At 68.9% G+C, this 25,985-nt stretch carries 28 protein-coding genes, 1 pseudogene and 1 riboswitch; of the genes and pseudogenes, 11 read left to right on the top strand and 18 right to left on the bottom strand.

The window, feature by feature from the left end; all coding sequences use genetic code 11:
• The first annotated feature begins 6 nt into the window (after nt 1-6).
• The gene (locus tag ACLQ29_RS22765; RefSeq protein ID WP_425773506.1) at nt 7-717 is read left to right on the top strand and encodes a siderophore-interacting protein; all 711 of its coding nucleotides are present in this window, start codon (nt 7-9) and stop codon (nt 715-717) included.
• Between the two features lie 117 nt (nt 718-834).
• On the opposite strand, the gene ACLQ29_RS22760 is transcribed toward ACLQ29_RS22765, so the two are convergent.
• Both ACLQ29_RS22760 and ACLQ29_RS22755 read right to left on the bottom strand, forming a co-directional pair.
• Nucleotides 835-1,794 carry a GNAT family N-acetyltransferase gene (locus ACLQ29_RS22760; RefSeq protein WP_425773505.1) on the bottom strand — a complete coding sequence of 320 codons (960 nt, stop codon included), beginning with the start codon at nt 1,792-1,794 and terminating at the stop codon, nt 835-837.
• 171 nt (nt 1,795-1,965) lie between these two features.
• Nucleotides 1,966-2,139 (bottom strand): hypothetical protein, encoded by a 174-nt coding sequence (locus tag ACLQ29_RS22755; RefSeq protein WP_425773504.1) that lies wholly within the window; start codon nt 2,137-2,139, stop codon nt 1,966-1,968.
• 67 nt (nt 2,140-2,206) lie between these two features.
• Here ACLQ29_RS22755 and ACLQ29_RS22750 point away from each other — a divergent pair, with 67 nt between their 5' ends.
• Both ACLQ29_RS22750 and ACLQ29_RS22745 read left to right on the top strand, forming a co-directional pair.
• Nucleotides 2,207-2,674 (top strand): SUKH-3 domain-containing protein, encoded by a 468-nt coding sequence (locus ACLQ29_RS22750; RefSeq protein ID WP_425773503.1) that lies wholly within the window; start codon nt 2,207-2,209, stop codon nt 2,672-2,674.
• A 253-nt stretch (nt 2,675-2,927) separates the two neighbouring features.
• A complete protein-coding gene (locus ACLQ29_RS22745; protein WP_425773502.1) occupies nt 2,928-3,368 on the top strand; it encodes a hypothetical protein in 441 nt (146 codons plus the stop codon).
• A gap of 31 nt (nt 3,369-3,399) precedes the next feature.
• Here ACLQ29_RS22745 and ACLQ29_RS22740 read toward each other — a convergent pair whose 3' ends face one another.
• The 9 genes from ACLQ29_RS22740 to ACLQ29_RS22700 form a co-directional block, all read right to left on the bottom strand.
• Nucleotides 3,400-3,987, bottom strand: coding sequence for a DUF4760 domain-containing protein (locus ACLQ29_RS22740; protein WP_425773501.1), 588 nt, complete (start codon nt 3,985-3,987; stop codon nt 3,400-3,402).
• 118 nt (nt 3,988-4,105) lie between these two features.
• The gene (locus tag ACLQ29_RS22735) at nt 4,106-7,408 is read right to left on the bottom strand and encodes a S8 family serine peptidase (RefSeq protein ID WP_425773500.1); all 3,303 of its coding nucleotides are present in this window, start codon (nt 7,406-7,408) and stop codon (nt 4,106-4,108) included.
• Nucleotides 7,409-7,580: 172 nt separating this feature from the next.
• Complete coding sequence (locus ACLQ29_RS22730; protein ID WP_425773499.1) at nt 7,581-8,285, bottom strand: DUF998 domain-containing protein; 705 nt, start codon at nt 8,283-8,285, stop codon at nt 7,581-7,583.
• An 86-nt stretch (nt 8,286-8,371) separates the two neighbouring features.
• On the bottom strand, nt 8,372-9,595 hold the full coding sequence (locus ACLQ29_RS22725) for a low temperature requirement protein A (RefSeq protein WP_425773498.1): 1,224 nt from the start codon (nt 9,593-9,595) through the stop codon (nt 8,372-8,374).
• Nucleotides 9,595-10,203: a TetR/AcrR family transcriptional regulator gene (locus tag ACLQ29_RS22720; protein ID WP_425773497.1), complete on the bottom strand. Its 609-nt coding sequence runs from the start codon at nt 10,201-10,203 to the stop codon at nt 9,595-9,597. The genes ACLQ29_RS22725 and ACLQ29_RS22720 overlap by 1 nt, the downstream gene beginning before the upstream one ends.
• On the bottom strand, nt 10,196-10,858 hold the full coding sequence (locus ACLQ29_RS22715; protein ID WP_425773536.1) for an alpha/beta fold hydrolase: 663 nt from the start codon (nt 10,856-10,858) through the stop codon (nt 10,196-10,198). Before ACLQ29_RS22715 ends, ACLQ29_RS22720 begins: the two co-directional genes overlap by 8 nt.
• Before the next feature lie 216 nt (nt 10,859-11,074).
• A complete protein-coding gene (locus ACLQ29_RS22710) occupies nt 11,075-11,236 on the bottom strand; it encodes a hypothetical protein (RefSeq protein ID WP_425773496.1) in 162 nt (53 codons plus the stop codon).
• The gene (locus tag ACLQ29_RS22705; RefSeq protein ID WP_425773495.1) at nt 11,233-11,781 is read right to left on the bottom strand and encodes a DUF1772 domain-containing protein; all 549 of its coding nucleotides are present in this window, start codon (nt 11,779-11,781) and stop codon (nt 11,233-11,235) included. Before ACLQ29_RS22705 ends, ACLQ29_RS22710 begins: the two co-directional genes overlap by 4 nt.
• Complete coding sequence (locus ACLQ29_RS22700) at nt 11,778-12,623, bottom strand: NAD(P)H-binding protein (protein WP_425773494.1); 846 nt, start codon at nt 12,621-12,623, stop codon at nt 11,778-11,780. Before ACLQ29_RS22700 ends, ACLQ29_RS22705 begins: the two co-directional genes overlap by 4 nt.
• A gap of 92 nt (nt 12,624-12,715) precedes the next feature.
• Here ACLQ29_RS22700 and ACLQ29_RS22695 point away from each other — a divergent pair, with 92 nt between their 5' ends.
• Together ACLQ29_RS22695 and ACLQ29_RS22690 are read left to right on the top strand one after the other, a co-directional pair.
• Nucleotides 12,716-13,714 (top strand): cupin domain-containing protein, encoded by a 999-nt coding sequence (locus ACLQ29_RS22695; RefSeq protein WP_425773493.1) that lies wholly within the window; start codon nt 12,716-12,718, stop codon nt 13,712-13,714.
• A gap of 36 nt (nt 13,715-13,750) precedes the next feature.
• Complete coding sequence (locus ACLQ29_RS22690) at nt 13,751-14,752, top strand: hypothetical protein (RefSeq protein ID WP_425773492.1); 1,002 nt, start codon at nt 13,751-13,753, stop codon at nt 14,750-14,752.
• 97 nt (nt 14,753-14,849) lie between these two features.
• On the opposite strand, the gene ACLQ29_RS22685 is transcribed toward ACLQ29_RS22690, so the two are convergent.
• The 3 genes from ACLQ29_RS22685 to ACLQ29_RS22675 are packed head-to-tail and all read right to left on the bottom strand — an operon-like array spanning nt 14,850 to nt 15,485.
• A complete protein-coding gene (locus tag ACLQ29_RS22685; protein ID WP_425773491.1) occupies nt 14,850-15,023 on the bottom strand; it encodes a hypothetical protein in 174 nt (57 codons plus the stop codon).
• Nucleotides 15,020-15,238, bottom strand: coding sequence for a hypothetical protein (locus tag ACLQ29_RS22680; RefSeq protein ID WP_425773490.1), 219 nt, complete (start codon nt 15,236-15,238; stop codon nt 15,020-15,022). Before ACLQ29_RS22680 ends, ACLQ29_RS22685 begins: the two co-directional genes overlap by 4 nt.
• 40 nt (nt 15,239-15,278) lie before the next feature.
• Complete coding sequence (locus ACLQ29_RS22675; RefSeq protein WP_425773489.1) at nt 15,279-15,485, bottom strand: hypothetical protein; 207 nt, start codon at nt 15,483-15,485, stop codon at nt 15,279-15,281.
• 201 nt (nt 15,486-15,686) lie between these two features.
• On the opposite strand from ACLQ29_RS22675, the pseudogene ACLQ29_RS22670 reads away from it, so the two are divergent.
• Nucleotides 15,687-16,813 (top strand): annotated as a pseudogene (locus ACLQ29_RS22670) (helix-turn-helix domain-containing protein).
• Entirely contained in the window at nt 16,810-17,388 is a 579-nt protein-coding gene (locus ACLQ29_RS22665; RefSeq protein WP_357369315.1) for an HD domain-containing protein, read from the top strand. The pseudogene ACLQ29_RS22670 and the gene ACLQ29_RS22665 overlap by 4 nt, the downstream one beginning before the upstream one ends.
• A 28-nt stretch (nt 17,389-17,416) precedes the next feature.
• Here ACLQ29_RS22665 and ACLQ29_RS22660 read toward each other — a convergent pair whose 3' ends face one another.
• Entirely contained in the window at nt 17,417-18,376 is a 960-nt protein-coding gene (locus ACLQ29_RS22660) for a GNAT family N-acetyltransferase (protein ID WP_425773488.1), read from the bottom strand.
• Between the two features lie 691 nt (nt 18,377-19,067).
• On the opposite strand from ACLQ29_RS22660, the gene ACLQ29_RS22655 reads away from it, so the two are divergent.
• Nucleotides 19,068-19,283: a winged helix-turn-helix domain-containing protein gene (locus ACLQ29_RS22655; RefSeq protein ID WP_238659872.1), complete on the top strand. Its 216-nt coding sequence runs from the start codon at nt 19,068-19,070 to the stop codon at nt 19,281-19,283.
• A 200-nt stretch (nt 19,284-19,483) separates the two neighbouring features.
• Entirely contained in the window at nt 19,484-19,867 is a 384-nt protein-coding gene (locus ACLQ29_RS22650; RefSeq protein WP_425773487.1) for a hypothetical protein, read from the top strand.
• Nucleotides 19,868-19,910: 43 nt separating this feature from the next.
• Here ACLQ29_RS22650 and ACLQ29_RS22645 read toward each other — a convergent pair whose 3' ends face one another.
• The 3 genes from ACLQ29_RS22645 to ACLQ29_RS22635 all read right to left on the bottom strand — a co-directional run bounded on the left by ACLQ29_RS22645 (nt 19,911) and on the right by ACLQ29_RS22635 (nt 22,657).
• Complete coding sequence (locus ACLQ29_RS22645; RefSeq protein ID WP_425773535.1) at nt 19,911-20,411, bottom strand: DinB family protein; 501 nt, start codon at nt 20,409-20,411, stop codon at nt 19,911-19,913.
• A gap of 699 nt (nt 20,412-21,110) precedes the next feature.
• Nucleotides 21,111-22,103: a zinc-dependent alcohol dehydrogenase family protein gene (locus ACLQ29_RS22640; RefSeq protein ID WP_425773486.1), complete on the bottom strand. Its 993-nt coding sequence runs from the start codon at nt 22,101-22,103 to the stop codon at nt 21,111-21,113.
• A gap of 107 nt (nt 22,104-22,210) precedes the next feature.
• Nucleotides 22,211-22,657, bottom strand: coding sequence for an acyl-CoA thioesterase (locus tag ACLQ29_RS22635; protein WP_231396807.1), 447 nt, complete (start codon nt 22,655-22,657; stop codon nt 22,211-22,213).
• Between the two features lie 196 nt (nt 22,658-22,853).
• Nucleotides 22,854-23,067, bottom strand: a riboswitch (cobalamin riboswitch).
• Nucleotides 23,068-23,196: 129 nt separating this feature from the next.
• Here ACLQ29_RS22635 and ACLQ29_RS22630 point away from each other — a divergent pair.
• Nucleotides 23,197-25,308, top strand: a complete 2,112-nt coding sequence (locus tag ACLQ29_RS22630; protein WP_425773485.1) for a copper resistance CopC family protein — start codon at nt 23,197-23,199, stop codon at nt 25,306-25,308.
• A 65-nt stretch (nt 25,309-25,373) separates the two neighbouring features.
• Nucleotides 25,374-25,973 (top strand): copper chaperone PCu(A)C, encoded by a 600-nt coding sequence (locus ACLQ29_RS22625; RefSeq protein ID WP_425773484.1) that lies wholly within the window; start codon nt 25,374-25,376, stop codon nt 25,971-25,973.
• The last annotated feature ends 12 nt before the right edge of the window (nt 25,974-25,985 follow it).

Raw genomic sequence — 25,985 nt, 5'->3', positions numbered from 1 at the left:
GGAACGATGACCGGACTCGCCGGACGCCTGGCCGACCTCGCCAGTGGCGCCATGTTGGACAACGCCCACGTCACCGGCCTCCGCCAGCTCTCACCCGAGTTCATTCGGATGACGCTGTCGGCCGAGGCGTTCCGGAAGGCGACCTGGGTGCCCGGAGCGAAACTCCAGCTCCGGCCACGGCGCGGCTCGATGAGCCTCCGCACCTACACACCCACGACTTGGGACGCCGCCGCAGGTGTGACGGAGCTGGTCGTTTACACGCACGGCGACGGTCCGGCGAGGCAGTGGTTCGAGCGGGTGACAGAGGGCCAGACCTGCGAGGTCCTCGGGCCACGGCGCTCGATCGACCTGCGCGCGGCCACGGGTCCCGTGCTCTTCGTCGGGGACGAGACAAGCGTGGCGCTCGCCCGCGCGTTGGGCACCCTTCCCGCCGAGACGTCGTACGTCTTCGAGGCACGCGATCCCGTCGCGCTCACCGACGTGCTCGCCCAACTGGGGATCACCGAACGACTGACGGTAGTCACGAAGGACGCCGACCCGGTCGCGCTTCTCCACCAGTGCCGCGCAGCGGTCATCCCGGCGCCGTACACCCTCATCGTCACCGGCGACGCCGCGACCGTGCACGCCGTACGGCGAGACAGCCGTGGGTGGACGCGCAAGCCCCGGCAGGTCATGGGCAAGGCATATTGGGCCGAGGGCCGCACCGGCCTCGACTGAGCACCGACCAAGCGCCACGCCGCACGGCGATCGCCGCCCCCGAGCCGCGTTGGACCGAGTGCCGTGGTCGACGACCTGTTCGGGGGTTGGGGCCTCGATGCGAGGCCCCGGCTCGGCTCAGCACGCGTCGACTGGTTTGCGGTAACGGGGTTGCCACGCGGTCACCCGGTATCCCGCCTTCTCGTACAACCGAACGCTGTTGTTCGGATTCTCCGCGACCGTGCTGAGTCGGGCCGTCGAGACTCCCGCCTCCGCCAAGATACGGAGCGTGCGCCCCAGCACCGCAAGACCGAGGCCCCGCCGACGCCAGGTGGTGCCGACGGCTACCCACGGCGTCAGCGCGGTGCCGTCGGCCTGCAACTCGTTCACCACCACCGCCGCGATGTCCTCCCCCGCCCACACCACACACCAGATGTCGACATCCTGGACGTCGCGGAGGTACTCCTCGTAGGTCCTGGCCCGGTAGCCGTCGCGTGCTCCCGCGAAGCACTCCTCGATCACCTGGTGGATCTGGGGGTGGTGGGCAGCCTCGACCGGACGCTGGATGAGCCCTTCGGGCAGCCGAACGTCGCCGTCCGGCAGACCGTTCAGGTCGTGGGCCATGTCGACGACTGTGAACGCGACCCGGTAGCCGTGCGCAGTCAGCAGTGCCAGCTTGCCCGGTTGGTGCTCGCCCACGTTCGCGCCGAAGACGCTCCGGCCGTCGACCGGCCTGCTGCCGTCGAACTCGATGGCCTGTGCCTCCTGCCACCGCAGCATCGCGGTGCCGATGCCCCGGCGGCGCCACCCTGGTGCCACACATCCACTCAGGAGGTAGACCCGGGTGTCGGCCGCTTCGGACCACCAGTCCATCCAGGTGAAGCCCACGATTCGCCCCGAGTCGGCTTGAGCGACCAGACAGAACGGGTGTACTCCGTCGGGATCCTCGCTGGTGTCGGGACCGGGCAGCCAGAGATCACCGTCGGCCCGGTGCACCTCGGCACGGACGGCCTGGACGCCAGCGATGTCACTGGCACCCGCATAGGGCCGCATCGTGACCCCGGCCTCCGCCAGCGAACCGAGCTGTTCCACCGCCACCGTCCCGCCATCTCCGTGCCAGTTCCGCGGAGGACCGCACGCCCGGTCATCGCGACGACCGCCGCACCCGCGCTACGGACCGCTACTCGCATTGTTGCGTGGTGTGAGGTTACTCGGCCTACTGGCGCCTCTCGGCTCGGTTCGGCTGGCACCGCTGCCGTACTGCTGGCATCAGACGAGGCGTTGGATGCGGACCTTCGGGCGCTCGTTCCTGAGGTGGCCGTGCTTGTGCTGGCGGACCTGTTCGTCCCAGACCTCCTGGTCGTAGTCCGGGCCCGGTGGGATCCACTTGTGCGAGCCGTCGCTGTAGTGGAACTTCTCGTCACCCGGGCGCAGGATGCTCATCGGGTCCAGCCGAGGAATCGGTAGTGCAGGTTGCTCGGGGTGGGTCAACGACGGGTAAGGAGAGCGGATGGTCGGGAGGTTCCCGCCTGACGTCGAGCGGCCGTTGCGGCGCGCCGGGTGGTTCTTGGGGCGGCGGGTGGAAACGGCGCGATGGCGAGCGGAGTTGCTTGGGCTCGAGATGCACCCGGCAGCAGAGGCATTCCTCAGCGAGTTCGGCGACCTCGTCGTTGATGTTCATGGACCGGGACGGACGGCGGCGCGTGTCCCGTTCGAGCTGAATCCGTCGCTCTGCGTCGGTGAGGAGGGTCGGTTCCTGGCGTGGGGTGGCAAGATCGGACGGTCGCTATACCCGCTGGGCGAGTTGGACCAGGGTCGGTTCTTCCTCGGGATGGACGATCGGGGCGTGATTCTCCTGGTCGAGACCTGGGTTGCCGCTTTCGGGCCAGGCGACCGGGGCCTGATTGCCTTGTGCGAGGGAACGATGCCCACGCAGCTCCAAGCCGGCGGCCAGATCGACCGATATTCTGGCCCCTGAAACACGGCCGAGTTGCCTCCTGGCGAACAACCGACCGTCCGCACGTTGCCGTCAGCGAGCTTCCTCGATCGGGCCTGTCGACATAACTGGCGCCTGACGTCCGTACCATGGGTCGGGTGATCGACTCCTGGCTACCCACAATGCTCGTCCGGGTAGTGACGTGAGGCGCCGTGTGGTGGCCGTTCTTGCCCTGGTCGCGCTATCGACGTCCCAGAGTGGCTGTTCCATGCCGTTCAGCTGCCCGGAGCCGGAGGTGACGGTCGACGCATCCGTGCACACCGAGACCGCGCCGATCGAGCCCGAGTTGCAGCCGCTGGGTCGGGTCCTGGAGGTCCATTGGTGGGAGTGGACAGAAAACGGCCGCTGCGACTTCAACGTTGGCGACCTCTTCCTGGTGCGTGAGGGCGCGGTCCGGGTTGCGCCAGCGGACGTTGCCAGGCTGACCGAACTGACGACAGCCTTGGACGTGGACATTCCCGACGATGCCGCGCCACACCCCCGGCTGTCGTCCTGGCTGCCCACCGAGCCGAAATGGCGCGGCGGGACCGGCCTCGATTGGAGCGACGGCGAGGAAGGTTCGGCCGTGTCAGTCTCATACTTGCTGGACTCGGCGAGCGGAATCGTCCTATTTAAATCCGACGCCAACTACGACCCGGCGTCGACTCCGGCCGCCTCGCCCTTCCGAACGCGGTGATGCCCCAGGGTGTTCGACAATCTGCATGAACTCACTGTTGCGCATTCTCGTGCTGACGCGACAACGCTTGTGCCGAACTGTCGTTCAGGCCAAGCTCGGCGGGATAGCTGCCGAAGCTCTGGAGGTTGAACTTGCGTACCGCCGTGGCCCACGGGTTGTGCGTGGCCAGGTGGACCAGGTGCTCGAAGTGGGACAGGTACGTCTCGCCGCGCTGGGCACGCTCGGCGAGGATGTAGGGCTCCAGCACGCGCCAGGCTTGCCGGGAGCGGTAGCTGACCGTGCCCACGAGGAGCCTCGGATCGACCGCCGCGAAAGCGAGCATTTGGCCCAGACCGTTGTAGTACAAAGACAGCCGGACCACCTGGTGACGCGCTTCGGCCGGCAGGTCACTGACGCTGACATCGGGTGGCGGGTGGCGGAGGGTGAGCTCATTGAGGACGAAGTCCTCAGCGTGGAGGAACTCGTCGCTGGACCGGTCTCGGGTCAGCAGTTCGATCGCGACGAGGGTCTGGTTGGCGGTCTGCGCCGAGCGCAGCTGGCGCAGCGCGAAGACGACGGTCACGACAACCGCGATCGCCGAGCCACACGCCGCGACGACATCCGCCAGGTCAGATATCACAAGCCCCGAGGGTAGTAGGTAGAGGCGAGCGGCCAGCGGGCTGACCCTGCTGGCCCCGACATGGAATCGGGGCCAGCAGGGGCGTCGGTCATCTCGCAGGTGAGGGCGTGCGCCGAGGTCAGCCCTTGATGCGGTACGCGCGGGTGATGGTCTGGCGCACCGTGTTGCCGCTCTGGTCCACCGCGTACGCGCGGAGCGCGGCGTAGCCAGCGCCGGCCGGATGACGCACGTCGGCGAGCCAGCCAGCACCGGACTCGCGGACCGATGCGGGCTGCCAGGTCCGGCCGTCGTCGTACGACACCTCGACGGTCAGCGACCGTACCTGTGCTGGCGTCGCACCGGCCTGCCGCTGCACGGTGACCGGGATGCGGAGTGCTCTGCCGGCCGGCGCCGCGTTGTCGCCGTCGAGCGCGGGTGCGAAGCGCACCGCCATGACCGGCAGTTGGGTGAGCTGCTCCGACCTCTCGGAGCGGAACGTCCACTCGGCCTGCACGCGGGTGGAGAGTTCGGCGTCTCGGGTTGCGGTGACGCTGTATCGGTAGTTCGCCGCTGCCGCGGGCACCTCGTAGTCGAAACCGTCGATCGAGGGCACCAGCTTCCCGTCGCGGAACAGGTGCCGTGTGTAGGACGTGGTGTCGGCGAAGCCGGCGTGCCGGATATCCCGGTCGGAGAAGAGCGGAACGGCGGCGACGATCCGATTTCCCTGTCGGGTGACCCAGTGACCGTCGGAATAGACCGCGATGATGGACGGGAGTGCCGGGAAGCCCGGGCCCAGCGGGCCCGCCTGCCACGATTCGGTCTGCCGGCCGGCCGGATAGGCGGTGGGCGCGGACATCTGTTCGACCTCCCCCATCCTGACATCGGCCGACCATCGGGTGTCGTCCGCTCGGGAGTAGTACTCGGTGCGCGTGCCCGGCAAGGGAACAAGGCCGCCGAAGGACACCGCTTCGGTGTAGTCCGGACGTGACGCCGTGACCACCTTCTCACCGATCGTGCCCGACCCGCTCGCGGGATACGTCGCGGTCACCTCCGCCAGATCCGTGGGCCGCACCTCCTTGCGGATCCCGGACGGCACCTGTCCGGACGGGAACCAGGCCAGGTGGTAGCGGTGCGACCCGGACCCGAACTGGCCGTCCGGGCCTGGCTCGGTGAAGACCGTCTGCAGACGTCCCCGCATCACGTTCCCGGCGAGCGCGGGACCGAGTTGTGCGGCGAACAGCGGTGCCATGCCGTCGAGCGAGACCACCGACGCGGAGTTCAGACCACCGTCGGGTAGGTGGCGGTAGTACCCGACGACCGATCCGTTTGGCGTTGCCGCCGGCCTGGGCACGGTCACCGTGTTGGACTTGGCCAGCCGGGCGTCCAGCACGACTGTGGTGTCCGCCGTCAGTTCGACCTGCGGCTGGGTGAGCAGGGACACGAGGCGATCATCGCCGTGTTCCTCCGAGATGATGCTGGTGAGGTGGTAGTTGCCGGCCCTGAGCCGGATGCTGGCCGTCCCGTCCGGCTCGTAGGGTACGACGGTGCCGGAGGCGGAGAGACCATCCAGCGAGGTGGTGTAGCTGCCGGTCAGGCTGCCCGTCCGGTCCAGGTGCGTGAGCTTCAGGTCATAGCTCTCCGGTTCCCGGTCGATGGTCACCGGGACCCGCACCACCCCAGCGGGGCCGCTGGCGACCACCCGCCCCTCGTACACCCCTTCCGAGCCGGAGATGGCGGTCCTGGCGGTGATGGTCGCCGACGCCGAACCACCGGCCGCGACAGTGAGCTGCGCTGGTTCGATGCGGAACATGCCCGCCGGCGCGTGGGCGCCGTCCGGCCCGGTCAGGGAGACCGTCAGCGACAGCGTTGCCGCCGTCGCGCCGTCATTGCGGAAGGCGACGGTACGGCTGGCCGCCCGGTCGTCCTGGTGGGGCCATCTCGCGATGCCGAGATCCACCGCTGGTGGGTCCGCCCGCACCGTCGAGCCCGACGCCGCCGCCACATCGACGCGACCCGCGCCCTGCTCGGTCAGCCGGTACGTCGCAGCGGGCCGGGCCGTGCCCATCAGGGTCGCCTTCAGATCCGCCGCCCGGAAGGTCGGGTGCTGTTGGGCGAGCAACGCGGCGGAACCGGCGACGTGTGGCGTCGCCATGGAGGTTCCCGACATCCGGGTGTACGACTCGTCAACCGGGTCGTCCGCCTCGAAGTTGCGCGCCCGGGCGGCGACGATGTCCACGCCCGGTGCGGTGATCTCCGGCTTGATCGCACCACCGGTCAGCCGCGGGCCACGGCTGGAGTATTCGGCGAGTGTGTCGGCGCCATCCACCGCGCCCACGGCCAACGCGGAGTCGGCGCTGGCCGGCGAACTGATGCTTCGGGCCTGGGGCCCGCTGTTGCCGGCGGCCACGACGAAGAGCGTGCCCGCACGAGCGGTCAGCGTCTCCACCGCCTCCTTCAGGGGGTCCGTCTCGGTGGTGTCGGCGCCGCCGAGGCTGAGGTTCACCACCACCGCGCCATTGTCGACGGCCCATTCCATCCCGGCGAGGATCGCGGAGTCGGGGCACCCACCATCGGTGCAGACCTTGCCGACCAGCAACGTCGCGTCCGGCGCCACACCCCGGTACCGGCCACCGGAGGCGGCACCCGAACCGGCGATGGTCGAGGCGACGTGGGTGCCGTGGCCCAAATGGTCATCGGCGTCCGGGTCGTCGGTGAAGTTGCGTACCTGCGCCAGCCGACCGGTGAAGTCCGGGTGCGTGGCGTCGATGCCCGTGTCCAGCACCGCGACGGTGACGCCCCGGCCGGTCCGGCCCGCCTGCCACACCGTCGGCGCACCGATCTGCGGGACACTGCGGTCCAGGCTGATCTGACGCTGCCCGTCCAACCACACCCGTTCCACGCCCGCGCTCGCGCCTCTGCCGGCAACCTGCGTGTCGAGCGACCTCCAGAACTCGCCGGCCCGCTTCTTGGGGACCCGGACCGCCTGAGCCCCTATCCCCGGCAGGTCACGTACCACCGCGTAGCCGGAAGCGCGCTGCCTGGCAGCGGTCTGGTCCGTCGCGCGTACCAACAGCGGCAGTTCCGTCTGCGCGGCGTCGTCGTACCTCGATGCCAGCAACTCGGTGATGTCGAACAGTCGGCGGTCGACGCGACGCGCACCGATCATGGGCAGCGCATCGGCCGGAATGACGTAGTCGTGGCCACCAATCCGGTGCTGTGCGAAAACCATCCGCTCGCGACCGGGACCAGGCTGGATCTCGTACGTGCCGGACCGCACTCGGACCCGGTCGCCGGAAACCAGAGTCACCGTACGCAGCGGGTCCGCCGCGTCGACTCCGGTGCTCCCGGGGACCGCCGTACCGGTGGACTCGGCGGCCCCCGCCTGCCCCACACCCGCGACGGCCAGCGCCGCACTGAGCGCAGCCGCCCCTATTCCTCGCACTCGTTTCCCCATCGTCACCCAGCGCCCTCCGTGAGGTATCCGTCCGCCGGTAAGTCGAGGTTGGACGAACGACAGGCTGCCTGGGTACGGAGTGAGACTGATCACTGAGGTGATGAGGGCTTCGGACCTCGGGCGTGTTTCCGGTCGCTGATCGGGGTTGTGGAGCTGGAGGTCAGTTGCTTGTGGATGCCGTGTTGGTGGATGCGCTGGTCGCGGCGACGCGGGGTGCGCCAGAGTCGGCCCGGCCGCGGAGCAGTGCGACGGCGACGGCGAGTTGCCAGATGACGATGGTGTAGACGGAGCCGCGTTCGATTGCGCCCGAGGGCAGGCCGGCATCGAAGGTGAGGAAGAGAGCGGTTACGGAGACCAGGCCGAATGCTCCCACGACGATGCTGATGAGGCCGATCAGCCGCGTCTGGGGAGACTTTCGCCAGTGGATGCCCAGGACGAGGGCAAGCACGTTGCCGCCGAGGATCGCCAGCGTTGCTCCGGTGAAGTGCAGGGGAAGCGTGCCGTTCTGCTGCGCCTGCAGGGAACCGTGGAAGGTTCCGACAAGGATGTAGCCGATCATGGTCACGATCCCCGTCACGGCGGTGAAGGTACGTCGCCCGCTGATCATCCGCGACAGCAGCACCGCGGCGATCCCGAAGAGGACGCCCTGAATGATGAATCCGGAGTTCATGACGACGTGCAGCGGCGAGTCGAGTTCGCGGCCCTGGAACACCCCGGCCGTTGCGGATCCGAGGTCACTGATCCAGTTGTCGGCGTAGCTGTAGCTGGGCGATTTCCACGCCGCGGCCGTGATCGCTTCGGCGGCGAGATAGATCACCGGGCCCAGCAGGAAGGCGGCAGCGGCGAGGGGCCGGAGCTTGCTCATGATGTTTTCCGTTTCCGTCGGGGTGACTGATCAGTCAGTCGTCTGTGGAGGGGAAGTGGCGGCGATTCCAGGGGTGACGGATGCGGTCATCGTGGCCCCAGTCGTCGTTCGAACCAGAGGTGGGCCAGGACTATCAGGGCCAGGTAGACCACGAGCGTTCGGCCACTGACGGCGGCGGCGAGCAGGCCGAGCAGCAGTGGGGCCGCGATGCCCGTGGTGACCCGTGAGATCGTTCTCGGCAGGTCGGCACTGTGGCTGGCGATGCCGGTGACCACGCCGAGGGTGAAGTAGGCCGCAACCGCGCCGCACAGCAGCCAGCGATCCTGCTCGGGCAGTGGGTCGGAGCCGTGCCCGACCACCAGGGAGAGCGGTACGGCGATGGTGGCGACGACGCCGGTGACCAGGCAGTGCAGGCCGAGGGCGGCGCGGGTGGGGATCCGGCCGGCGCGCAGGTGCGGCAGGCCGGCGTATCCGAAGACGACGGACAGGCCGAACATGCCGGCCAGCAGAACGAAGGACGCGATTGCGGTGGCCAGCAGGCCCATGTCGTACCGCGTCTCGCTTGCGGCGGCGACGACCTGCACCACCGATTCGCCCAGCACGATGATGACGAAGAGTCCCAGCCGCTCGGAAAGGTGGGCCGGATCGACCGACACCCCGTGGATGACCGGTCCCGTGCCGTCGGGGCGGCCTCCTGATCGTGGCCGACGCCGAGCACTTTCTGGCGCGGTGAGGTACGACTGGACGCGCTGAAGGATCCTGCTGCCGGACAGGACCAGGATCAGCAGCAGGTCGAGGCCGACTCCTGCTGCCCAGAGCGCGAGCTTCCAGTGTTCGTCGACCCAGAGCGACGCGAACCAGGGCAGCAGTCCTACCGAGTACTGCACCACCGGGAAGTCCAGCAGTACCGCGCCGCGTTGCCACGACTTGGACCCGTAGACACGCGTGGCGATGTATGCGATCGCGAAGACGTTGAGCGGACGGATGTCGCTGCCGTGGCCGAGCACGGTGTGTGCCACGCCTGGCACAGACGCGGCCATGGTCCCCAGGCCGAACATGCCGACCATCAGCCGCAGCACGCGGGTCTGGCCGGCGGCAACGTTGCCGTACAGCATGAACGTCGTCCAGGACAGCCACAGAGCCAGGAACAGCAGTGCGTAGAGACCGAGCGCCGCGGCGTCCAGTTCAGGCCCGAGCACGTGTGCCAGGGCGGCCACTCCGGCCACCGCCACCAGATCGAAGAAGAGCTCGGCCCAGCTCGCGTGCCGCTCGACGGTGGTGTCCTTGGGCTCTTCGTCGATGTTCACCATCAGTGGCCGCCGGATGGTGGTGTCCGGGTGCTCGTGGGTGCGCTGGCGGCAGCCCGCAGGCCGTGGTCGAGAAAGTTGATCATCCAGGTGAAGCTGTCGTCGACGGATGCGCCGATCCGGAACCCGCCGGCTGCTTCCTGGGTCGAGAACCCGTGCAGGGCGCTGCGGAGCGTCCGCAGGGCGTGAATCTCCTGGCTGGAGTCCAGGTGGTAGCCGCGCAGCATGGCCGCCCAGGAGGCGACGACCCGCTCGATGGCGGGGATGAGCGGGTCGTCGGGTCCGGTCGGGCGGGCAGCGTCGGCGGCGGTGTACCGGCCGGGGTGTTTCCGCACGTAGGTCCGCATCGCCTGCGCGCCGGCGGCGAGGGCGTCACTGCCGGCCCGGCCCTGGATGGCGTCACGAATGGCGTCAGCGAACTCGGCCATGGACAGGATGGCGATGCGGTGGGCCAGATCGGCCTGGCTGGCGACGTGTTTGTAGAGCGCGGGGGTCTTGACTCCGAGCCGTTCCGCGAGCAGGCCCATGCTGAAGTTCTCGAAGCCGATCTCGTCGATCAGGGCGGCGCCGGCCTCGGTGACCGTCAGCGGGGTGAGCCGGGCCCTAGGCATTCGCCAGCGTCTTGTCGAGGAAAGGTTGGGCCAGCGCGAGAACCTGATCCGGTGTCTGCGCGTGCGGGTAGTGACCGGCACCCTCGATGATGGCCAGCTCACCGAGCCCCCTGGGCAGATCAGCGATGATCTTCTCGCCTTCGGCGCGGGGGTCGGCCCAGTCGGGGTCGAGGCTGCCCTCGATGATCAGGACCGGGCAGGTGACATTGACCATGACCTGCGCCATCTGGCTGTAACCGGTTCGGAAGCGCTTCACCCGCATCAGCCCGCCAAGATCGAAGGGTTGTAAGCGGGTGAACGGCGCCAGCTCGATGATGCCGTTGATCAGATCGGGCGCGGTGGCGGCCGCGATGGTCGCCGCGCCGCCGCTGATCGACTGGCCGATGATCACGGCGGGGCCGCCGAAGTGGCGCACGACCGCGACGAGGTCACCCGCGATGTCGGTGCGGCTGTAGGCATCCCAGCCGAGGCTCGAGTCGCCGCAGCCGCGGATGTCGACGTTGGCGACCCGGTACCCGGCGCCGACCAGGGCCGGAGCGAGGAAACGGTAGGAGTGCCGACTGTCGCCGATACCGTGCGCCAAGACCACGAGAGGGCCCTGCCCGGACACCTCATAGGCGAGGTTGTTGCCGGCGATGCTCAGGCACTCGGTGATGACGACCTCCACAGGACTGGTTAATGGCACTTCCTGTAGGTTAATTGCGTTAACCCAATGCGTCAAGTGATCTTCATCGACGGTTCCTCCGGCAATCGGACGAGGGCGCCCCGGTGAAGGTGCGCGTGGCGAAGAGGCCGGCTGGACTCCGTCCAGCCGGCCTCTGACCTGCTGTGGAACGTGGTGGGCGATGCTGGTATCGACCCAGCGACCCGTTTACCGCAGATCAGCCATTTGGCGGTGGTCCAGCGCCGGTCGGTCCTGGCCACGGTTGCGTTCTGCGGCGAGCAGCGCGGCCGCCACGATGATCTGCACCGCCAGGACGAGCGCCTGGGCGGCGGGTGCCTTGAGGGTGAGCAGCGCGATGGTGGTGTTCACGGTTCCGCGGGAAGGCTCGGCTGGGCATTCTGCGGGGATCGGGATGGCGCCACAGCGGCGGAGGTGGTGGAGCCGGCGTGCAGGGCGAGGCCGAATGCGACGACGGCCAGAGTGCAGCTGATGGCGCGGACGTTGTTCGCCGGGTTCCATTTGGCCAGGTAGTTCACCCACTCCGTGTGACCCGCGGCGGTGGTCGGGTCGGCCGCGGCCAGGCTGTCGTTCAGCGGGATGTTGATGGCGAAGCTGATGACCATCACGCCGACGACGTACAGTGCCGCGCCGCCCACCAGCCACCACCTGCCCGGGCTGTCCTTGACGACGGCGAGCACCGCCAGCGCCAGGCAGACCAGCGCGGTGCCCAGGAAGATCAGCAGGAAGAGCGGGTTCTGGATCCGTACGTTGATCAGGTTCATCGCGGCCGCGCCCTGTCCGGTCGGCATCCGCTGCAGCGAGCCCATGATCGCGGTGCCGAAGGCGTAGAACACGCCGCCCATCAACGCCGTACCGGTCAGGCTCACGAGGGTGAGGATCTTGATGATGTTCATGCCGACCATGCCCCGGTGTGCGCGACAGTGCGCGCCCAGTCGCCGAAATCGCGGGGTGCCCGGCCGAGAACCTCTTGAACGCCGTCGGAGGTGTACTCGGAGCGGTGGTTGCGGATCACTGCGAACAGATCGCGGAGGGATTCGGCGTCCTCCTGCGGTGCGCCGTGCCCGACGAGCTCAGCGACGAACTGCTCCGGTTCGAGGTCGACATACCCTACGGGCCGTCCGATGGCGTCCGACAGCTCGGCCGCGACCTGGGTCAGGGTGAGGGTGCGCGGTCCGGAAAGGGCATACGCCCGGCCGTCGTGCCCAGTGTCAAGCAGGGCGGCCGTCATCACCTCGGCGACATCGTTCACGTCGATCCAGGGTTCGGCGCCGTCGCCCGCCGGCAGCCGGATCTGGCCGGCCAGGACGTGGTCGTGGAGGAAGTCCTCGCTGAAATTCTGCGCGAACCACGACGGCCGTACGATGACCCAGTCAGCGCCGCTGTCCTTCACGGCGTTCTCGAGGTCGAGGCTGCCCTGGTAGACCGCGAACTCGCGGCCCGGACTGCCGACGCCACGGCCGGAGAGCAGGACCACTCTGCGCAGGCCCTCGGCTGCGGCCTGCTTGATGAACGTGCCAGCTTGAGCGAGGCCCATCGGCCCGACCGGCGGGGCCAGGTACGCCGTGTCGATGCCGGCAACCGCGGCCGACCAGGTGCTGTCGTCGTACCAGTCGAAACGCTGTTCGCTCGAACGCGAGGCCAGCCGGACCGGGACCTGCTGGGAGGTGAGCTGCTCTGCCACCCGGCGACCGGTCTTGCCCTGCCCGCCGAGGATGAGGATCGGTGTGTTTGTCATGGCTCAATTTCACCGCGAACCGATGAGACAAAACATGGCTGTTCCGCGCGATTTCATGTTTGTGCGTCTCGCCTCTAGCTAGAGTTTCACACATGGATGTGCTCGACGACCTGCTAGCCGGCACCCGCGCACGAGGCGGGGTCTTCAACCTGACGATCATGGACACGCCTTGGGCGCTCGAGATCCGCGAGAAGGCGCCGCTGACCCTCGCGACCCTCGTGCGCGGATCCGCCTGGGTGGTGCGCGATGGCATCGAACCGGCCCGGATGCACGAGGGTGACGTCGCCATCTTCACCGGCCCCGCGCCGTACGTCGTGGGCGATCAACTCGGCACCGCCCCACAGCTTCGGATCCATCCCGGCGGCATCTGCGAACCGTTACCGGGCGCACCTACCGACTACAGCACCCGGCTCGGCGTGCGGACCCATGGCGGTCACCCCGACGGCGAGGCGATGGTTGTCAGCGGCACCTATCAGCTGGAGAGCGATGTCAGCCGGCGACTGCTCGCGGCCCTGCCTTCGGTCCTCGTAGTTCCCGCGGCAGAGGTCGCCGGACATGTGATGTCGATGGTGCTCGGCGAGATCCAGCGCGACGAGCCGGGCCAGCAGAGCGTCCTCGACCGCTGGCTGGACCTGGCATTGATCACCACAATACGTGCGTGGTTCGCCCGGCCGGACTCCCACACCCCCGGGTGGTATCGGGCGCAGAGCGACCAGGTCGTCGGCCTCGCACTCAGGCTGATGCACGAGGACCCGGCGTACCCATGGAGCATTGTCGAGTTGGCGGAGCGGACCGGCGTTTCCCGCGCAAGCCTGGCCCGGCGGTTCAGCCCACTGGTGGGCGAAGCGCCGATGGCGTACCTCACCGGCTGGCGGATCGCCTTGGCTGCGGACATGCTGCGCGAAACGACCGACACTGTCGAGGCGATCGCACGCCGGGTCGGCTACGCGAACGCCTTCGCCCTCTCGGTCGCCTTCAAACGAGTCCGCGGCACCAGCCCCACCGCACACCGCCGCCGCAGTGCGGTACCGCCGTCGCACCGCTGGAGCCATCGGCAATCTCCCGCAGGCGGTGTCGTATGCGCCGATTAGCGTCGCGCGTGTTGACAGGCGACGGGAGGGCGAGTCATGACGGGGTGGGATGGCGTGCAGTTGCGGGACGGCGGCGACGAGGATGAGGTGCGGGCTCGTCTGGCGGCGGGAGCCGACCCCTGCATGCCACTCGGGCTTGACACGGCCCTGCACGTCGCTGCGGAACGCTGCTCGCCCGCAGTCGTGGCGGCGATGGCGGCGGCAGCGAGCGATGTCGACTGCCTGTCCGACGACCAGTCCCCGCTGTGGTTGGCGGTTCACTCGCGGCGGCACGACAACGCCCGGGTGCTGGCGGCCGCTGGTGCGGACCCGTGGCAGCCGATGATGGCCGGTTGGTCACCCGGCCGGCTGAGCCTCGCCAGCCGCGAACCCGACCTGTTCGGCGCCGCACCGGCCGGTGTCGAGCTGAGCCCGGCCGAGCGGGAAGCCGTCGAGTTGGCCGGTGAACTGGGCGACCGTTTGCAGGTCGACCACTACGACGGGACCGGGCTTCTCTGCGTCGCGGGGATCGACGCGATCGAGGCGATCCGCCGGCTCGACGGCACCCCGATGACCGAGGACGACCTACTCGCCCACTACGACGTCGACGTCGACGAGGATCCCGAACCAGGCGACGAGCACGACTGGTTCTGGCTTTCGGAGACGAGCGATCTGCTGCTCGTCGGCGTCACCGACGTGCCCGGCGGCTGCGTGATCACCCAGCCGTGGGGATACCAGCCTCGGACACCCCTGACCGGTCGGCTGCTGTCCGCCGGCACCATCGCCTACGCCCTGTACGCGAACCCGAAAAGCGGCAACCAGGGCAGCATTTACCGCGATGGGGAGACGATCGGCTGGGACCTGCACCCCGGCGGTGCCCCCAGGAGCACAGACACCAGCCAGATGGTCCTGCTCAGCTACCTCTACCAGTCGCAGGCCCCCGCATACGCGTGCGCGTTCGTCGGCCTGCGTCCTGTCGACGCCCGATGCATCACCGGCCCCGCCGACCACTGGGTCCTGCTGCCCGAGCGGGACTATTGGGCCAGTAAAAAAGTCTGATGACGGGCGCTCGGAGCGGGCTAGATGCGAGGTCTGACGGCCTGTTGGCGCGCCTCTTGACTCGGTTCGGTTGGCAGCGTTGCCCGTACTGCTGACGTCAGACCAGCCGCTGGATCCGCACCTTCGGGTGCACGTTTCTCAGGTGTCCCTGCTTATGTTGGCGGACCTGTTCGTCCCAGACCTCTTGGTCGTAGTCCGGATCTGGCGGGATCCACTTGTGCGAGCCGTCGCCGTAGTGGAACTTCTCGTCACCGCGTCGCAGGATGCTCACCGAATCCAGCCGAGGAAGCGTCGGTGCAGCAGCCCCGCCGGCACCCAGGTCAGATCCTCGGAGGCCCGCACCAGGTGGGCACCCAGGTAGAGAGCCAGGGAGATCCGAGCGTCGCCGAACTCGGCGCGTAGCTCGCGCTGCCGCGTGCGGCAGGGCCAGGGCGCATCGCAGCCGCCGCAACTCCAGATCGGCAGCACCGGGCCGTGCGTGGTCATGAGCAGCCGCCAAGCTGCATCCGCTGCTCCGCCTCGTTGCTCACTGCTCCTCCTCGGCGGGCCAGTGCCCCCGGTTGATCGGGATGCGGTGTCGGCTACGACAGGGCAGCTCCGCCCCACAGCGGCAGATCCAGCTCCATTTCCGCCACGACCACGCCGGGCGGTGTCGCCGTGCCAGGGTCATCGCGGCGGCGATCAGGTACTGGTCGTAGGAAACTCGTCGCCGTGGTGGTGTCCTGTCTCGCATCACTTACTCCCTCCACCAGGCAGCACTCCATGGCCGACCCCGAACCACGGGACCGGATCTGGAACGTTCGGTAACTACGACGCTACGATCACGACGACGGCGGCTGGACTCACCCGCAGTACGAGTGAGCAGGCCAGATGAGCTGCCGGAGGATTGGTTTCACGGCGAAACGTCGACCACGGGTCAACGTAGGGATGATGGATGACAGGTCGCGGACGATCAGCACCACATCGCGGCGAGGTGACCGGCTACCTGTTCAAGGTGATCCGGGAGTCCATCCCGCTCACGCAGGAGCAGCTCGCCGTCGACCTCAACGTCGACCGGGTAACGGTGCAGAGCTGGGAGTCCGGGCGTCGGCCATTCACCGCGGTACCGCTCGGGCAGGCGATCGCCGTCCGACGCCGGCTCGGGCGGCTTGCGCGAACACCGTCCTGCTCGCAGCACTCGACGACGCCGCCGAGGCGGATCTCATCCTCGCCGCCGTCCTCAACGAACACGTCGACCGCTGCGACCTCGCCGAACATCCGCTGGGCTGGTCTGTGCTCACCCACCGTCTGGCCGACTTGATCCTCTGGGCCGTCCTCGGGCAGACACCGACCTTCGCCAAAGGTCTATCCATCGCCCATACCCGGCGGGGTCCAGTCGCGTCCGGGCCGACCCTGCCCGTCGACGAGCAGCGTGCGTTTTTCGCTCACCTACACGTGCTCGCCGATCGCGCCGCAGCCGGACGGCATCGGAACGTGCTGCTGCACCGGCAAGCCTGCTTCCTCGCCGGCATGGACCCCACCAAGGCGGCAGCAGGTTGGCTCACCCAGACCACCGCCCGAGCTCGCCCCATGACCACCTTCCGCACCTGGTCACCGCTGTGGCCCGACGCCCGCTCCGTCGTCACGTCCCTCGCCAACCAGGGGGACCCGGAACCGTTACGGGACTTCATCGCTCACGCACACCCCGACGATGCCTGCGAGCGAGCGGCCCTCAACTACTCGGCCTACTGGGTGGGCGAGATCCCGTACCGCCACCGCGACGACTCCTTCATGCCCGAAGCGCTCGCTGACTGGCATGGCTCAATCCTTCTTCGACACCTGGTCCATCGCCTGGATCCAGGGCATCCCTTCGTCGACCTCAACATCCACAACGTCTGGGCCTTGCTGGCCGCACGACGCGGTCTCGCTGTCGACAACCCCGCCGTGACTCGGGCGTTCCTCGACCGTAGTGTCCCGCTCTTGGACAGTGATCGAATCTCCGCACAGTCACGGCAGGAACTAACCTCTATCGTCTATCGCCTGCGGGCGGACGGACTCACCGGCACAGGGACGGGCAGATGACCGACGACCACGACGCCGCCGGAGCAGTCAGCTTCATCTTCGAGGCCGGCGTCCTCAAACGCGCCGCCCGTACCGGCTGGTGGTTCGCTGGCGTCAAGCACCCCGAATCCATTGCCGAGCACTCGTTCCGGACCTCGCTCATCGGAATGATGCTCGCCGCCATGGAGGGCGCGGACCCGGCGCGGGTGTCGATGCTGTGCGTTCTACACGACACTCAGGAAACCCGGATCACCGACATCCCGCACATCGCCAAGCGCTACCTCACCGCCGTACCCAACACCGCCGTCACCGCCGACCAGGTTGCGGCCTGCCCACCGGCCGTCGCCGACGTCATCACCGCTGCCGTCGCCGAGTACGAAGCCGGCGAGACGCCGGAAGCCGTCGTCGCCCGCGACGCCGACAAGCTGGAATGCCTCGTCCAAGCCGTCGAGTACCGCCATCAGGGCATCGACAACGTCCAGCGCTGGATCGACAGCTCACGAGCAGCACTCAAGACCGCCAGCGCCCACCGCCTCGCCGACGCCGCCCTCAGCGGACAACCCCTCGCCTGGCTCACTCCCCCGCCGCAGGAGTAGGCCTTCGGCGGGATCCCGCCGCCTCAGCTCAGCGCGCCTCGACTGGTTTGCGGTAACGGGGTTGCCAAGCCGTCACCCGGTATCCCGCCTTCTCGTACAACCGAACCCTGTTGTTCGGATTCTCCGCGACCGTGCTGAGGCGGGCCGTCGAGACTCCCGCCTCCGCCAAAATACGGAGCGTGCGCCCCAGCACCGCAAGACCGACGCCCCGCCGACGCCACGCGGTGCCTACGGCAACCCACGGCGTCAGCGCGGTACCGTCGGTCTGCAACTCGTTCACCACAACCGCGGCGATGTCGTCCCCCGCCCAGACGACGCACCAGATGTCGATGTCCTGGACGTCGCGGAGGTACTCCTCGTAGGTCCTGGCCCGGTAGCCGTTACGTGCTCCCGCGAAGCACTCCTCGATCACCTGGTGGATCTGGGGGTGGTGGGCAGCCTCGACCGGACGCTGGATGAGCCCTTCGGGCAGCCGAATGTCGCCGTCCGGTAAACCGTTCAGGTCGTGGGCCATGTCAACGACCGTGAACGCGATTCGGTAGCCGTGAGCTGTCAGCAGTGCCAGCTTGCCCGGTTGGTGCTCGCCCACGTTCGCGCCGAAGACGCTCCGGCCGTCGACCGGCCTGCTGCGGTCGAACTCGATGGCCTGTGCCTCCTGCCACCGCAGCATCGCGGTGCCGATGCCCCGGCGGCGCCACCCTGGTGCCACACATCCACTCAGGAGGTAGACCCGGGTGTCGGCCGCTTCGGACCACCGGTCCATCCAGGTGAAGCCCACGATTCGCCCCGAGTCGGCCTGGGCGACCAGACAGAACGGGTGTACTCCGTCGGGATCCTCGCTGGTATCGGGTCCGGGCAGCCAGAGATCACCGTCGGCCCGGTGCACCTCGGCACGGACGGCCTGGACGCCGGCAATGTCACTGGCACCCACATAGGGCCGCATCGTGACGCCGGCCTCCGCCAATGAGCCGAACTGCTCAACCGCCACTGTCCCGCCTTCTCCCTGCCATTTCCTCGGAGGACCGCACGCCCGGTCATCGCGACGGCCGCCGCACCCGCGCTCGGACCGCTGCTCGCAATGCTAGGACGTACACGCGGACAGCCCATTGTCGATCGAGCTGGTATCGGGCTCGTGACTTGCACAAACGGAGAGTGGGCGATGCTGGTATCGAACCAGCGACCTCTTCGGTGTGGATTCTCGGCATGACGGTCAGACCAGGCTCAATGCGAGGTCAACCGGTCTGCTGGCGCGCCTTTCGGCCCTGGTTCGGTCGGAACCGTTGCCGTACGGCTGACGTCAGACGAGGCGTTGGAGTCGGACCTTCGGACGCTCGTTCCTGAGATGGCCGTGCTTGTGCTGGCGGACCTGCTCGTCCCAGACCTCCTGGTCGTAGTCCGGATCTGGCGGGATCCACTTGTGCGAACCGGCTGGCCTCGCCCGCTCGCGCGAGGATCTGCTCTGCCCTTGTCGAAGGGAACACTGCCGTCTCCTTGTGCCGGAGCGATCTGGAGGCGTGGATGCCCGAGCGCGGGGGACGCGCCGGACATCCACGCCGGCGAGGACGGCCCACAGCGCCAACCGAGGGAATCGACCTCCTCGGCAACCCCCAACAGGCACCGTTGGGTAGTCAAGGGCTGACGTAGGTGGTCTACTCGTGTTGCCAACCGAGGAGAGCCACGTGCCACCGCGTTACCGCTACGAGCAGATCGCCGACGACCTCGCCGAACGCATCAAGTCCGGCGAGTTCCAGCCCGGCTCCAAGCTGCCCAGTCGGCGTGAGTTGATCGAGCACTACGGGGTCACCGAGCCGGTGATCGACCGCGCCATGCAGGTATTACGGATCAAAGGGATGACCGAAACGCTTCCCGGCGTTGGCGTCTTCGTCGCCGAGTGAATTTGCTCCGTAGAGTCGGCCGCCACAGCGACTTCACGCCTGCAAGTTCTGAACGCATTGTTCGGGTCGGCCCGCACGTGTTCGTGACGTCGGGAATGTTCCGCCTTTCTCCGACTGAGCCCCTCCCGTCTGGCCCGGTTGCTGTCGACAGCAACCGGGCATGCGTTTTGCATAAACGGGGGGCCGGTTAACCTCCGAGGGTGCGATACCTCAGCAGGTCGTTCCTCCTTGGCGCGCTGCACCGCAAAAAGGAGGTCGAGCAGTTCCTCGGACCCGTCGTGGTTGCAGGCGTCGAAGGCATCCGCTGGGTGTCTATCTGGCCCTGGCAAGAGGGCTACAACGTATCCATCCATGACGTGCAGGACCTGGACGACGAGAACCGCCGGGACTTGTCCGTGTTCCCGTCGCTGGACCCAGAGGGCGAGGACGACCCGGGGCCCGGCCGCTTGATCTGTCACGTTGAAGACCCGGCCGAAGCGCTGGAGTTGGCGCAGCGCGCGACCGGGGCGTCGCCGGATCGCTGGGTCAACCACGGGGTTTCCGGGGAGGACTACGCGGACTTCGTGCGAGCCAGAAACTCCTGACTCAGATGTCGGAGCGGAACTCAGACCTTACCGCCCTGGTGGGTCACAGGCCGGTTCGCCCGTCGATGCACTCGCGCAGGAGGTCGGCGTGGCCAGCGTCCCGCGCATACTCCTCGATCACGTGGACAAGCGCGTCGCGCGTGGCGTGGCTGCCACCGTCGACCGACACCTCGCGGCCCAGGTCGGCCTCCTTGAGGGCGTCGAGCCATTCGTCCGCCTTGGCGATCTCGGCCTTCCAGGTTGCAAAGGCGTCCTTCACCACCGCTGGGTCGGGGACCGCGCCCCCGAAGTCCCAATCCGTGTGGTCCTCGTGCTGGTAAAGGCACGGTGCGTCGGTTCGCCCTTGCAGCACACGCTGGAACCATTGGTTCTCCATCTGCGCCAGATGGCGGACCAGGCCGAGCAAGCTCAGGCTGCTGGGCGGTACCGAGCGTCGGCCAAGCTGCTCGGCGTCCAGTCCGTCGCACTTCATCTCTATGGTCAGACGGTAGTTGCCGAGGTACTCCCGGTAGGTTGCCTTCTCGCCGACGGGCTGACCGAAGATCCTGGGGTCATCCTGGGGGGGCTGTCCACAGTTTGCTCACGGCGCTACCAAATCGCGGGCGGATCGCACCAGTCAAGTGAGTTGCGGGTGCACCAACTTCGACGGCGGCACATCGCTGGCGAAGCTCGACTCGTCGTCCCGAAGGAACCACCGGTCCTCGGCGAGCGGGGTGACCAGAAGGATCGAGCTGCCTCAAAGTCCACCGGAGTTCATGGACGTCCGAGCACAGTCGTCCTGGTCGTCACTCAGACGAACGCCGGATCTTGCGCATGAGCATGGCCCAGACTCCGTACCCGGAGCCGACATTTCCCGTGACTGCGCCGGCAGCAGAGCCCATGAAGAGGGCGTTGGCGCAGTCCGGGCAGACCTTGCGGCCGGTGATCGTCTCTTGAAACGGCTCTTTCACCCGTCGTCTGCAGTCCGGGCACTCACGGCTTGACAGGCCCATTGGCTCTCCCCGGTCGGTTATCCAGCAGGGTATCCGGCTGCCACTACCCAATCCGTCGTCACGAGCGCCCTGACGCCTGCGAGGCGCCAGGGTGCGGCAGCAATGCAACGAGGCCGGGGTAGGTATGCGCGTGTGATCCGGGCGGGCCCCGACCTGCTGGCAACGCCGGCCCGAGGGGTCGCAGAAGCTCCAGGGTCAGAGGGCGGCCCGCAGCGACGCGCCCTGCAGATCGGACGGGCGGTCCCCGCATCTCAACCGGCGACGTCCACGACCACCTTGCCGTTCGCGGTGCCGCTGGCGACCAGTCGGTGGGCGTCCAGGACCGTGTCGAGCGTGAACGTGCGCGGATCCAGTCGCGGGCGCAGGGCGCCGGCGTCGGCAAGCGTCGCGATCTCGCGCAGAATGTCGCCCTGGTGTTCGCGTCCGCGCCCGGTCAGCATCGGCAGCAGGGTGAACACGCCGGAATAGGTCGCTCCCCGGAACGACAGCGGGGCGAGCGAGTGCGTCCCCCAGCCCAGCGCGCTGACCACGTGTCCGTGATAGGTGCGCACCGCCGCGAAGGACGCGTCGAGGGTCGGGCCGCCCACGTTGTCGGCGATGATGTCGAACCCCGCCCCGTCGGTGTATCTCTGCACGTACTCCTCGACGCTTGTCGAGGTGTAGTCGATCGCCACCGCGCCCAGGCTCTCGATCAGACTCATGCTCGCCGGCCCGCCCGTGGCGTACGCCTCGGCGCCGCGCGCCTGGGCGAGTTGGACGCTCACGTATCCGACACCGCCGGCGCCGCCGTGCACGAGCACCTTCTGCCCGGCACGGACTCCGGCCCGGTCGACAAGCCCCTCCCAGGAGGTGATCGCCGCCAGGGGCAACGCGGCGGCCTCCCGCATCGAGAGGGTCTTCGGCTTGCGGGCCAGGAGCCGCGCGTCCACGGCGGCGTATTCGGCAAGCGACCCCTGGAGGTCGCCCACTCCCCCGCACAGCCCGTACACCTCGTCCCCCGGCGCGAAGTCGGTCACGTCCGCACCGACCGCCGCGACGACGCCGGCGAGGTCCAGGCCGAGCACCGCGGGAGGCTGGACGCGCGCGTGCGCGGCCTTTCCCGCCTGGATCTTCGTGTCGAGCGGGTTGACGCCGCTGGCGACGATCCGCACCAGCACCTGCCCGCGCTCGGGGGTGGGTCTGTCGATCTCCTCGACCAGGAGCGGAACGTCGAACTCCCGCAGCACCGCAGCGCGCATAACCATCCACACTCTCCGTGATCGAGGCTTCACGTGGACGCTATCCGACCAGATCGACGGCGGGGCGGGTTCCTCGGACCGGCCAGCACCGCGACGGGCGGACCGAGCACGGGTCAGCCGTCGTCGGCGCCGTCGAGCAGCGCGCGCCGCAGCGCCAGCCGGTGCTCCCGGCGGATCTCCGCCTCCCGGTACCGTCGCCGGTCCCCGTCGGTCTCGGGCAGCAGCGGCGGCACCGTACGGGGCTGGCCGTCGTCGTCGATGGCGACCATGACCAGGTGGGCGGTGGCCACGTCGGTGGGCGGCACCGCCCGGTCCCACCGGTCGGCGGTCACCTTGACGGCCACCTCCATCGAGCTACGGCCGGCCCAGGTGATCCGGGCGTCGACGTGCACGACGTCGCCGACCCGCACCGCGCGCAGGAACGCGGTCTCGTCGATGGCGGCGGTCACCGCCGGCCCATCGGAGTGCCGGGCGGCGACCACACCGGCGACGGAGTCGATGAGGTTGAGGATCCGGCCGCCGTGCACCGTACCCATCAGGTTTGTGTGGTGCTGGTCCATGATCTGCGACAGGGTCAGGTGCGACGCCGACGGCGCTCGGCCGGCGATCGTGGTGGTGTCGTGCACAGCGGTAGTCCGTCCCTCGGGAAACCACGCCGCCGGTCGCGGACACACGCTGACGAGGACCTGGCCGTGCACCACACGCACGGCCCGTCACCCGCTCAGCCCACCCGCGAGGCCGACGGCAGCGCACACGGTTGTGTACGCGGCGCCGGCAGGTCTTCGGACTCGCGGGCCCGACCGGTCGTGCCGGTCCCCTACTGGCCGTCGCTTCCCAGGCCGCTGGCCCAGTGCTGATGACGGCTGTCGTTCCCACTCACCGCTGCGGGGCAGCCCCGGATTTCCACCGGGTTCCCTCTTACGACGCCCAGCCGGTCAGGACGGGGCGAACCAGCGCCGTCGGCAGCATAGCTGGCCAGGGAATCTGTCCACCGGGGGCATCGTGCCGCGGCGGCCGCGTGCTCGTCGTCAACTTTTGACGTTCGAGGAAGAAGATCGCCACCTCTTGAAAAAAGTCTCGCGAGGGTGAGGATATCCAGATGCGTCGTCTCCCCCAGACTTGCGGGCGGGTGGTCTCGGGCCTCCTCGCGTTCCTCCTCGCCTCGGCGGTCGCCCTCCTCGCGTCCGCCCAACCCGCCGCGGCGCACGGGACCCTCGCCACGTCCACGCCGGCGAGCGGGGCCACCGTGCGTGAGCCGTTCACGGAGGTGCGGCTCTTCTTCACCGAGAAGGCCGCCGCCAACGCGTTCTTCACGATCACCGCCCCGGGTGGCACCCGTGTCGACAACGGCTGGTCGCAGGGTGAACCGAAACCGCTGGAGCAGCCGGTACGGGAGTACTTCCTGGTCAACGGGCAGTTCGAGCCGCGGGAGTACACGACGGGGTTCCCCGCGGTGGTGAGCGTCGCCCACCTGCCCGCCAAGGGCCAGTACTCGGTGAGCTATCTGTCGGTCGCCTCGGACGGCGACACCGTGCGGGGCACCCTGACCTTCCGCTACGACGGGCGGGTGACGGCGGCGCCGAAGGGATGGAGCCCGCCGTCGACACAGCCGGACCCGGCGCTGGTGGCCGCCACCGAGCAGCACAACAGCGGGCCGGCCTCGGCGGTGCCGACCACCGCGGACGATCCGTCCCTCCCGCCGGCCGCGGCGGCTCCGTCGACCGGGTCCACCGAGGAGAGCGGCCCCGGAACGCTGGCCCTGGCCGGCTGGGCGGTGGCGGTCGCGGCGGCCCTGGCGGTGGCCGGGTACGTCGTCTGGCGTCGCCGATCGGCCTCCGCCGGCACATCCACCGGCCGGGGCCGTACCTCGGCGGCGACCTCCGGTCGGCGCGGCGGTGGCGCCCGTGCCACGACCAAGGCCGGCGCGGGCAGGACCGTCGGGGCTAAGGCTGTCGGGGCTAAGGCTGTCGGGGGCAAGACCAGCGGGGGCAAGGCTGTCGGCGGCAAGACCGTCGGGGGCAAGGTCGGCGTCGTCGCGCCGGTCACGGGCGACAGGCGGCAACCCGCCACCGTGCCGGCGGCGCGCAAGGGCAACACGGTCGTCACGGCCCGCACGGGCGTCGCGGCCCGCACGGGCGTCGCGGCCCGCACGGGCGTCGCGGCCGATCCGACGCCGATCGATCAGACCGGCAGCGGTACGGACGGCGAGCCGACGGTCGAGCCCGGCGCACGGCCCGACACGGACCTGGCGGCCGCGACTCCTGGATCCCGGCTGAGCAACACCCACCTGGCGCTGCTCGTCGGCGGGCTGGTGATCGCTCTGCTGGCCGGGTTCGGGCTGGCCCGCATCGGGACCGGCGACGGGAACCCGGCGGACCGCAGCGCCCGGCAGCCCGCGGGCGGTCCGCCCGCCCCGGGCCAGGAGGGCGCCGCGAACGACGGGCACCAACACCCGGCGGGCACCGGTCCGCACACGCATCGGGGTGACGGCGCGACGGGCGAGACGCTGGCGACCGGCACGACGGTCAGCGCCGGCGGGTACACCCTGCAACCACTGGAACGATCCCAACCCCCAGGTGTACGCGCGGACTACCGGTTCCGCATCGTCGGGACCGACAGGCAACCGGCGACCCGCTTCGCGGTCGTCCACGACAAGCCGTTGCACCTGATCGTGGTCGGCCGTGACCTGTCCGGCTACCAGCACCTGCACCCGACGATGGCGCCCGACGGCACCTGGAGCGTCCCGCTGACGTTGGCCCGACCCGGCGGCTACCGCGTCTACGCCGACTTCTCCGTCACCGCGGCCAACGACACGCAGCTCCCACTCGTGCTGGGCGTCGACCACACCGTGCCCGGAGCGCACACCCCGACGCCGCTGCCACCGGTACGGGCCCAGGCGACGGCCGGGCCGTACACCGTGTCGATGAGCGGCACCCCCACGGTGGGGGTGACGGCGCCGATGCACTTCCAGGTCAGCGCCGACCCGACCATTCCCGCGCAGTTGGAGCCGTACCTGGGCGCGTACGGGCACCTGGTCGTCGTCCGCGAGGGCGACCTCGGGTACGTGCACGTCCACCCCGAGCCGGAGCTGGTCGACGGGTCGGTCAAGTTCTGGCTGACCGCCCCGAGCTCGGGCCGGTACCGGGCGTTCTTCGACTTCCAGGTCGCCGGCAAGGTGCACACCGCCGAGTACACGATCAACGTGCCCTGAGGCTGGAACTTTCTCCCCGCTGCGGCCGACCATCCAGCCAGCAGCAATCATCGGAGGAAGAACACATGCGCACCACCAGCCCGCTCGGTTCACGCCGCTCGGCCACCGTCCTCGCCGCCGCCGTCCTGGCGCTGGGGGCCGCCGGTTGCGACTCGTCCGACGCTCCGTCGTCGGCGCAGTCGCGCCCGTCCGCGTCGGTCTCGGCCAACCCGGACGCCGGGGTGCTCGGCATTCGCGACCCGTGGGTGAAGGCCGCCGACAAGGGCATGACGGCGGCCTTCGGGACGCTGGTCAACGACGGCGACAGCGATGTCACGGTGACCAGCGCCACGACCACTGTGTCGTCGATGGAGCTGCACGAGATGGCAATGAAGGACGGCACGATGGTCATGCGGCAGAAGCAGGGCGGCATCGTCGTCAAGGCCAAGGGCACGCACGCGCTGGAGCCTGGCGGCGATCACCTGATGCTGATGAACCTCACCAAGCCCGTTCAGGCTGGTGACGAGGTGACCTTCACCCTGACCTTCGCCGACGGCCGGACCCAGCAGTTCAGCGCGGTGGCCAAGCCGTTCACCGGCGCGCAGGAGAGCTACGCTCCCGGGCACGGCGAGCCCATGACCGGGATGAGCGCTACGCCGGGGATGAGCATGAGCCCGGCGTCGTGACCGAGACGTCAC

Source organism: Micromonospora sp. DT228, assembly GCF_049841595.1.
Classification (GTDB): domain Bacteria; phylum Actinomycetota; class Actinomycetes; order Mycobacteriales; family Micromonosporaceae; genus Micromonospora.
Note: the sequence above shows the minus strand (reverse complement) of the source record. Positions and strands in the feature narration are given on the sequence as shown.

Excerpts from the sequence above, each read along its gene's own strand:
- ACLQ29_RS22765 (WP_425773506.1), top strand. The coding sequence starts at position 7 with ATGACCGGACTCGCCGGACGCCTGGCCGACCTCGCCAGTGGCGCCATG.
- ACLQ29_RS22635 (WP_231396807.1), bottom strand. The coding sequence starts at position 22,657 with ATGGACCAGCACCACACAAACCTGATGGGTACGGTGCACGGCGGCCGG.
- ACLQ29_RS22640 (WP_425773486.1), bottom strand. The coding sequence starts at position 22,103 with ATGGTTATGCGCGCTGCGGTGCTGCGGGAGTTCGACGTTCCGCTCCTG.
- ACLQ29_RS22720 (WP_425773497.1), bottom strand. The coding sequence starts at position 10,203 with ATGCCTAGGGCCCGGCTCACCCCGCTGACGGTCACCGAGGCCGGCGCC.
- ACLQ29_RS22705 (WP_425773495.1), bottom strand. The coding sequence starts at position 11,781 with ATGAACATCATCAAGATCCTCACCCTCGTGAGCCTGACCGGTACGGCG.
- ACLQ29_RS22750 (WP_425773503.1), top strand. The coding sequence starts at position 2,207 with ATGGTCGGGAGGTTCCCGCCTGACGTCGAGCGGCCGTTGCGGCGCGCC.
- ACLQ29_RS22630 (WP_425773485.1), top strand. The coding sequence starts at position 23,197 with ATGCGTCGTCTCCCCCAGACTTGCGGGCGGGTGGTCTCGGGCCTCCTC.
- ACLQ29_RS22665 (WP_357369315.1), top strand. The coding sequence starts at position 16,810 with ATGACCGACGACCACGACGCCGCCGGAGCAGTCAGCTTCATCTTCGAG.
- ACLQ29_RS22730 (WP_425773499.1), bottom strand. The coding sequence starts at position 8,285 with ATGAGCAAGCTCCGGCCCCTCGCCGCTGCCGCCTTCCTGCTGGGCCCG.
- ACLQ29_RS22695 (WP_425773493.1), top strand. The coding sequence starts at position 12,716 with ATGGATGTGCTCGACGACCTGCTAGCCGGCACCCGCGCACGAGGCGGG.
- ACLQ29_RS22725 (WP_425773498.1), bottom strand. The coding sequence starts at position 9,595 with ATGGTGAACATCGACGAAGAGCCCAAGGACACCACCGTCGAGCGGCAC.
- ACLQ29_RS22675 (WP_425773489.1), bottom strand. The coding sequence starts at position 15,485 with ATGCGAGACAGGACACCACCACGGCGACGAGTTTCCTACGACCAGTAC.
- ACLQ29_RS22700 (WP_425773494.1), bottom strand. The coding sequence starts at position 12,623 with ATGACAAACACACCGATCCTCATCCTCGGCGGGCAGGGCAAGACCGGT.
- ACLQ29_RS22680 (WP_425773490.1), bottom strand. The coding sequence starts at position 15,238 with ATGACCACGCACGGCCCGGTGCTGCCGATCTGGAGTTGCGGCGGCTGC.
- ACLQ29_RS22690 (WP_425773492.1), top strand. The coding sequence starts at position 13,751 with ATGACGGGGTGGGATGGCGTGCAGTTGCGGGACGGCGGCGACGAGGAT.
- ACLQ29_RS22755 (WP_425773504.1), bottom strand. The coding sequence starts at position 2,139 with ATGAGCATCCTGCGCCCGGGTGACGAGAAGTTCCACTACAGCGACGGC.
- ACLQ29_RS22625 (WP_425773484.1), top strand. The coding sequence starts at position 25,374 with ATGCGCACCACCAGCCCGCTCGGTTCACGCCGCTCGGCCACCGTCCTC.